Here is a 7,397-nt window from a genome sequence, read left to right as displayed (position 1 = left end):
CCTGATCCTTGTTGACCAGATCAGGGTCGGTTGGCACTACATAGAAGCCATTGGTTGGCACGTGAGCGATGAGATTGATCGAGTGAGCAGCCTCGCCCGCGGCGAAAGCCATGGAGGATTGGAGAGCCAGAACAGCCAGTGGGGCAGCGATTGCAAATTTCTTGAACATCAYTCAGTACCTGTTTTCTTTTAAAGGTTCGGCCCATTGAAAGTTCGGACAGCTCATAGCCGTAAAATCCGGTGGCTGTACGCTTTCAACGCCGGGGCATGATCGACTTATCGCTCTGGAAAGTAAGCAGGCAACTTCCTATGAGTTCGTAGTTCAACAACCTCATGACCAGAAAGACAAAACCGCAAAAAATCAAAATATCAAACAGTGACTGTAAGTTATGCCCTACATACAGTTTTATTGAAAAAACCAGACAGCGATTCCAGCCATTTAACATGGGGGTTTTACACCTTTTAAAATATAAACTCAAAAATTTTAGAGTAATAACTTTAAGATTCTTGAATAAACGGGTGTTCGTAGAAAGAGAGGCAGGCGGCAGGGGTTTTTCGATGGATTCCATACATTCTGCTGCGCCACCGCTCGTCGGCATGAGGTCGCCCCGCACGGAAAACGCCTTGATTCAGACTGAAGATATATCTTAAGTTATATCTAAACACGACGAGAGCAGACGAAATGAGAGACCATCATTCCCCCCATCGCGAACACGGTGACAGCCGCGACGGCTTCGAGAAACGCCCCGGCCGCGAACGCGGTGGTCGCGGCCCCAGGGTCTTCGCACCTGGCGATTTGAAATTGCTGCTGCTGGCGCTGATCGCCGAACAGCCCTGCCACGGCTATGACCTGATCCGCCAGATTGAAAGCATGTTCGACGGCGCCTACAGCCCAAGCCCTGGGGTGATTTACCCAACCCTGACCTTTCTGGAAGAGAGCGAAATGATTCAGGGCGATGCCGAAGGTGGAAAAAAACGTTACAGCGTGACCGACGCCGGACGTCTGTCTTTAAGTGAACAAGCGATTGCCCTAGACGGCGTGCGCATGCGGATCGAAGTCAGCAAGCGCTCATTGCGCGGCCATGATCGTCCGGCGGAAATCCACGAAGCGGTGCATAACCTGCGCCACGCCCTGCAAATGCACCATGGCCGCTGGAGCCCGGAGGAAATCCTGCGGGTACGCGATCTGCTCAACAACACCGCCAAAGCCATCGTCGACGGCCCCGCCGTTCAACCCGTTCAGGAGAACGCCGAATGACTGAAGTGATCACCACCATTCACCGTGTCATGCACGAAATCAAACGCCGCCGCCTGGAGGTGCTGCGGGTGGTCGACCTGACCCCGCGCATGCGCCGGATTACCTTGGGCGGCCCCGAACTGGCAGGCTTCGTCAGCCTCGGCACAGACGATCACGTCAAACTGCTGTTCCCGCAGAACGCCGAGCAAGCGGTGGCGCTGGAAACCCTGGTGCTGGGCGCAGGCAAGGACAACGGCCCGCTGCCTGAAATGCGCGACTACACCCCGCGCCGCTACGACCTCAATACCCTGGAGCTGGACATCGACTTCGTGCTGCACGGCGACGGCCCGGCTTCGACCTGGGCCGAGCAGGCCAAACCCGGGCAGTTCCTGCACATCGGCGGGCCCCGTGGCTCGATGATCGTGCCGGACATCTTCGACAGCTACTTGCTGATCGGCGACGAAACCGCCCTGCCCGCCATCGCCCGGCGCCTGGAAGGCCTGGCGGCCAACCGCCGTGCGTTGGTGATCGTGGAAGTGGAAAACGGCAAGGAGCAGCAAGTGCTGCACAGTGCGGCCGAGGTCAATGTGATCTKGGTGCTGCGCGAAGGTGGCAAAGATCATTTGTTGAGCACCGTGCGCCAGATCCAGGTGCCTGTCGGCAGCCTGTACGCGTGGGTGGCGACCGAGAGCAAAGTGTCGCGACAGATTCGTCGGGTGTTGCTCGATGAGCACGGGCTGGACGAGCAATTCGTCAAGGCGATTGGCTACTGGAAACTGGGGGACAGCGAGGAGGAGTAACTGGCGTCAGGCCCCATCGCGAGCAGGCTCGCTCCCACACTGGAACTGTGTACACCCGCCCTTTGTAGGAGCGAGCCTGCTCGCGATGGCGGCGCCTCAGACACTACAAACGCTGACTCTTGGTGCGAGATCCAAGCCACCGATCCAGCCCGATCACCAGCAGCGCAATCACCACAAACCCCGCCAACAACCCGCCGGCATTGATGAACACCTGTGGATAACCCAGCTTGTCGACATCAATGAACGGATACGGGTAAACCGCCAGCAGATGCCCGCGCAACAGTGAATAGGCGAAATACAGCAGCGGATAAATCACCCACAGCGCGATGTGCCACACGCGCAATGTGCCTTTGGGCACATAACGCCACCAATACCCCAGAAACAGCGCTGGCATGATGTCATGCAACAGCTCATCGGCCAGCCATTGCCAACCCTCGGGGTGCCACAAGTGACGCAGCAGCAGGTTGTAGGCCAGGCTCACCACGGCGATGCTCACGGCAATCGCACTGCTGACCCAAGGCTGCAGGAACCAACGGCGCGCGGCTGACTCGCGGGTTGTCCATTCACAGGTCAGCACGGTCGCCACCAGGGTGTTGCTCAGCACGGTGAAATAGCTGAAAAAACTCATCAGCCCGCCGATCAGGCTGGCGCCCAGCGTCCAGCGTGAATGGAGAATCAGGTACATCTGGATGCTCAATCCCGCCCAGCCGAGCGTGGCAGCCACAGCCACAAAACGGCGGCGAAACCCGGACGGATTGACCATGTTCAAAGCGGTCGTTTGGTGCGCATCAACTTCACATACAGGCGTTCGACCTTTTCTCGCGCCCATGGGGTTTTACGCAGGAACGTCAGGCTTGACTTGATGCTCGGGTCGCTCTTGAAGCAGCGGATATCGATGCGTTCGGCCAGCCCCGACCACTCGTAGTGTTCAACCAGCGCGTTGAGGATCTGTTCCAGCGTCACGCCGTGCAGCGGGTCAGAGTTGTGTTCGGTCATGCCGGGCCTTCGAGCAGAGTGGGAATTGGAAGCCGCGCACCTTACGTTAAATGTAGGTGAAACGGAAAAGATCGCAGTCTGCGGCAGCTCCTGCATTGGAATCCGTATCCTGTAGGGGCTGCCGCAGGCTGCGATCTTTTGTCACTGTTACCAAATCCGAAACGATGCATGTCAGCAAAAGCCCTTTCTCTATTTGTAACAGATCATTATCCTTGCGCCCGCCGCCTGCTGAAACGCTTCTTCTGCTAATTTCACGCCTGCCGCTTTCCGTTTATCCCCCAGAAAAAGATCAAGAACTCCGTCTCTATGCCTGACTTTAAATCTTTGCGAGACAGCGCTGTCTTTGCAACTGCTGCCCATCGAAACTTCCTGCCCCTGATTGGTGGCCTCACCGCGCTGGGCCTTGCCTCCTGCGTTCAGGCGGCACCTGCCTTCGATAGCGATTCACCGTGGATGCTCGGTGACTGGAATGGCACTCGCACCGAACTCGCGGAAAAAGGCTACGACTTCAAAGTCGATTACACCGGTGAAATGGGCAGCAATCTGCACGGCGGCTACGACCATGACCGCACCGCGCGCTACAGCGACCAGTTCGGCCTGGGCACCCACCTGGACTTGCAGAAGATCCTCGGCTGKGATGACGCCGAGTTCCAGTTGACCATCACCGAACGCAACGGCAACAACATCAGCAACGACCGCATCAACGACCCGCGTGTCGGCGGCTTCACTTCGGCCCAGGAAGTCTGGGGCCGCGGCCAGACCTGGCGCCTGACGCAGATGTGGTATCAGCAGAAATTCTTCGATGAAAAACTCGACATCAAGGTCGGCCGTTTCGGTGAAGGCGAAGACTTCAACAGCTTCCCCTGCGACTTCCAGAACCTAGCGTTCTGCGGATCCCAGGTCGGCAACTGGGCGGGTGACATCTGGTACAACTGGCCGGTCAGCCAGTGGGCGATGCGGGTCAAATATCACCTGACGCCGCAGTTGTACGCGCAGATCGGTGCGTTTGAGCAGAACTCGTCGAACCTGGATCGCAACAACGGCTTCAAGCTGAGCGGCAGCGGCACCCAGGGCGCGGTCCTGCCGGTGGAACTGGTGTGGACGCCGAAGCTCAATGGCCTGCCGGGTGAATACCGCGCCGGTTACTACTACAGCAGCGCCAGCGCCACCGATGTCTACAAGGACAGCAATGGCCAGCCTGCCGCCCTGAGTGGCGAAGCCTACCGCAGCGCCTCGAGCAAGCACGGCCTGTGGCTGGGCCTTCAGCAGCAAGTCACCAGCCTGGCCAGCGACCACTCCCGTGGCCTGAGCCTGTTCGCCAACGGCACGATGCACGACAAGAAGACCAACGCGATCGACAACTACGTCCAGGCCGGACTTGTCTACAAAGGCCCGTTCGACGCGCGCGCCCGGGACGACATCGGTTTCGCCATGGCCCGCGTTCACGTCAACCCGGCCTTTCGCAAAAATGCCGAGGCGACCAACCAGGCCAACGCGGTCTTCGATTTCGACAATCCGACCTTCCTGCCGCCCCAAGACACCGAGTACAGCGCCGAACTCTACTACGGCGTGCATGTGACCAACTGGCTGACCGTACGCCCGAACCTGCAATACATCCGCCATCCCGGTGGCGTGAACGAGGTCGATGACGCGCTGATCGGCGGGATCAAGGTCCAGTCTTCTTTCTAAAAAACACCGAAAAAACCTGTGGGAGCGAGCTTGCTCGCGATGGACGTCAACGATAACGCTGCGAACCTGATACCCCGCGTCGTTCTCGGGTTTTTCGCGAGCAGGCTCGCTCCTACAAGGGTATGCGTCAACTGAATCGATTTATCTGAACCACGCCCGCGCCGGATCGTCATCTACAGTGAACTTGCGCGGGACTACTTGAAACGTCACGGAGAATCACACTATGAGCACTGATGGTGCCTTGAGTCGAAGCCGTCTGTTGCCGACCCTGCTCGGCATTCTGCTTCTACTGATGGGCCTGGCCATGCTGGCCGGGGGGATCAAGCTGAGCATGCTTGGCGGCTCGCTGTATTACCTGCTGGCCGGTATCGGCATCGCGCTGAGCGGCGTGTTGCTGATCGCCGTCCGCCGCGCGGCGCTAGGCCTGTACGCACTGGTGCTGTTCGCCAGTACCGTTTGGGCGCTGTGGGAAGTTGGCCTGGACTGGTGGCAACTGGTGCCGCGCCTGGCGCTGTGGTTCGCCCTCGGTGTGGTGATGCTGCTGCCGTGGTTCCGTCGTCCATTGCTGATCAACGGCCCTGCCCCCATGGGCACTGGCGCCTTGAGCGTGGCCGTGGTCCTGGCCGGCGCCACCGCCGTGGCCAGCCAGTTCACCCATCCGGGCGAGACCTTGGGCGAACTGGGTCGTGACTCGGCTGACATGACCAGYACTGCGCCGCAGATGCCCGAAGGCGACTGGCAGGCCTATGGCCGCAGCGAATTCGGTGACCGCTACTCGCCGCTCAAGCAGATCACCCCGGCCAACGCCGGCAAGCTGCAAGAAGCCTGGCGTATCCAGACCGGCGACCTGCCAACCGCCGATGACCCGGTGGAACTGACCAACGAAAACACCCCCCTCAAGGCCAACGGCATGCTCTATGCCTGCACCGCCCATAGCAAGGTGCTGGCGCTGGACCCGGACACCGGCAAGGAACTGTGGCGTTTCGACCCGCAGATCAAGAGCCCGGTGGGCTTCAAGGGCTTCGCCCACATGACCTGCCGTGGCGTGTCGTACTACGACGAAGCGGCCTACGCCAAGTCTGAAAACGCGGCCTCCGCAGTGATTTCCGAGGCCGGTAAAGCCGTCGCCCAGGCTTGCCCGCGTCGTCTGTACCTGCCGACCGCCGATGCGCGCCTGATCGCACTCAACGCCGACACCGGCAAGGTCTGCGAAGATTTCGGTAAAAACGGTTTGGTTGACCTGACTCAAGGCATCGGACCGTTCACCCCAGGTGGCTACTACGCCACCTCGCCGGCAGCGATCACCCGTGACCTGGTGATCATGGGCGGCCACGTCACCGACAACGAGTCGACCAACGAGCCATCCGGCGTGATCCGGGCCTTTGACGTACACGACGGTCATCTGGTGTGGAACTGGGACAGCAACAATCCCGACGCAACCGAACCGCTGCCAGAGGGCGAGCACTACAGCCGCAACTCGGCCAACATGTGGTCGCTGGCCAGCGTCGACGAAAAACTCGGCATGGTCTACCTGCCACTGGGCAACCAGACCCCAGACCAGTGGGGCGCAGACCGCACCCCGGGCGCCGAGAAGTTCAGTGCCGGCCTGGTCGCGCTGGACCTGGCCACCGGCAAGGTGCGCTGGAACTACCAGTTCACTCACCACGACTTGTGGGATATGGACGTCGGCAGCCAGCCAACCCTGCTGGACATGAAAACCGCCGACGGCATCAAGCCGGCTGTGATCCAACCGACCAAGCAAGGCAGCCTGTACGTCCTCGACCGTCGCGACGGCACGCCGATCATCCCGATCAAGGAAATCCCGGCTCCGCAAGGCGCCGTGAAAGGCGACCACACCGCGCCGACCCAGGCCCGTTCGGACCTGAACCTGCTGGCCCCGGAACTGACCGAAAAAGCCATGTGGGGCGCCAGCCCGTTTGACCAGATGCTGTGCCGCATCCAGTTCAAGGAGCTGCGTTATGAAGGTCAGTACACCCCGCCGTCGGAACAGGGCAGCCTGATCTATCCGGGTAACGTCGGCGTCTTCAACTGGGGCGGCGTTTCGGTCGACCCGGTTCGCCAGATGCTGTTCACCAGCCCGAACTACATGGCCTTCGTCTCGAAAATGGTGCCTCGCGCCGAAGTCGCGGCCGGCAGCAAGCGCGAGAGCGAAACAGCGGGCGTGCAACCGAACACGGGCGCACCTTACGCGGTGATCATGCACCCGTTCATGTCGCCGTTCGGCGTACCGTGCCAGGCTCCGGCCTGGGGCTACGTGGCCGGCATCGACCTGACCACCAGCAAAATCGTGTGGAAACGCAAGAACGGCACCAGCCGCGACAGCTCGCCATTGCCTATCGGCCTGCCACTCGGCGTGCCAAGCATGGGCGGCTCGATGGTCACCGCCGGCGGCGTCGGCTTCCTCAGCGGCACGCTGGATCAATACCTGCGCGCCTATGACGTCAACACCGGCAACGAGCTTTGGAAAGCGCGCCTGCCGGCTGGCGGTCAGGCTACGCCGATGACCTACACCGGCAAGGACGGCAAGCAGTACGTGCTGCTGGTCGTCGGTGGTCACGGCTCACTGGGCACCAAAATGGGTGACTATGTGATCGCGTACAAACTGTCCGAGTAAGTTTTAGCGGCGGTTCATTGAAAGGCGACGCCCTCACAGG

At 60.2% G+C, this 7,397-nt stretch carries 6 protein-coding genes and 1 pseudogene; 4 read left to right on the top strand and 3 right to left on the bottom strand.

The window, feature by feature from the left end:
* Positions 1-169, bottom strand: a pseudogene (locus ACXRVY_RS12490) (CS1 type fimbrial major subunit); the annotation flags it as partial.
* A 513-nt stretch (positions 170-682) separates the two neighbouring features.
* Between ACXRVY_RS12490 and ACXRVY_RS12485 the strand changes: the two are divergent.
* Positions 683-1,258 carry a PadR family transcriptional regulator gene (locus ACXRVY_RS12485; protein WP_223458216.1) on the top strand — a complete coding sequence of 192 codons (576 nt, stop codon included), beginning with the start codon at positions 683-685 and terminating at the stop codon, positions 1,256-1,258.
* On the top strand, positions 1,255-2,037 hold the full coding sequence (locus tag ACXRVY_RS12480; protein ID WP_458237498.1) for a siderophore-interacting protein: 783 nt from the start codon (positions 1,255-1,257) through the stop codon (positions 2,035-2,037). The genes ACXRVY_RS12485 and ACXRVY_RS12480 overlap by 4 nt, the downstream gene beginning before the upstream one ends.
* Positions 2,038-2,140: 103 nt before the next feature.
* Here ACXRVY_RS12480 and ACXRVY_RS12475 read toward each other — a convergent pair whose 3' ends face one another.
* Both ACXRVY_RS12475 and ACXRVY_RS12470 read right to left on the bottom strand, forming a co-directional pair.
* The gene (locus ACXRVY_RS12475) at positions 2,141-2,800 is read right to left on the bottom strand and encodes a Pr6Pr family membrane protein (RefSeq protein ID WP_223458212.1); all 660 of its coding nucleotides are present in this window, start codon (positions 2,798-2,800) and stop codon (positions 2,141-2,143) included.
* A 2-nt stretch (positions 2,801-2,802) separates the two neighbouring features.
* Positions 2,803-3,033, bottom strand: coding sequence for a VF530 family protein (locus tag ACXRVY_RS12470; RefSeq protein WP_223458210.1), 231 nt, complete (start codon positions 3,031-3,033; stop codon positions 2,803-2,805).
* A 306-nt stretch (positions 3,034-3,339) separates the two neighbouring features.
* Between ACXRVY_RS12470 and ACXRVY_RS12465 the strand changes: the two genes are divergently transcribed.
* Entirely contained in the window at positions 3,340-4,722 is a 1,383-nt protein-coding gene (locus ACXRVY_RS12465; RefSeq protein ID WP_458237497.1) for a carbohydrate porin, read from the top strand.
* A gap of 223 nt (positions 4,723-4,945) precedes the next feature.
* Positions 4,946-7,357, top strand: coding sequence for a glucose/quinate/shikimate family membrane-bound PQQ-dependent dehydrogenase (locus ACXRVY_RS12460; RefSeq protein ID WP_223458206.1), 2,412 nt, complete (start codon positions 4,946-4,948; stop codon positions 7,355-7,357).
* Positions 7,358-7,397: the final 40 nt, after the last annotated feature.

The organism is Pseudomonas sp. P5_A2_2, from assembly GCF_054177685.1.
This window is presented reverse-complemented; position numbering and strand designations above follow the sequence as displayed.

What these genes read in the sequence shown, in the direction of transcription:
- ACXRVY_RS12485 (WP_223458216.1), top strand. Translation starts at nt 683, where the DNA reads ATGAGAGACCATCATTCCCCCCATCGCGAACACGGTGACAGCCGCGAC.
- ACXRVY_RS12475 (WP_223458212.1), bottom strand. Translation starts at nt 2,800, where the DNA reads ATGGTCAATCCGTCCGGGTTTCGCCGCCGTTTTGTGGCTGTGGCTGCC.
- ACXRVY_RS12470 (WP_223458210.1), bottom strand. Translation starts at nt 3,033, where the DNA reads ATGACCGAACACAACTCTGACCCGCTGCACGGCGTGACGCTGGAACAG.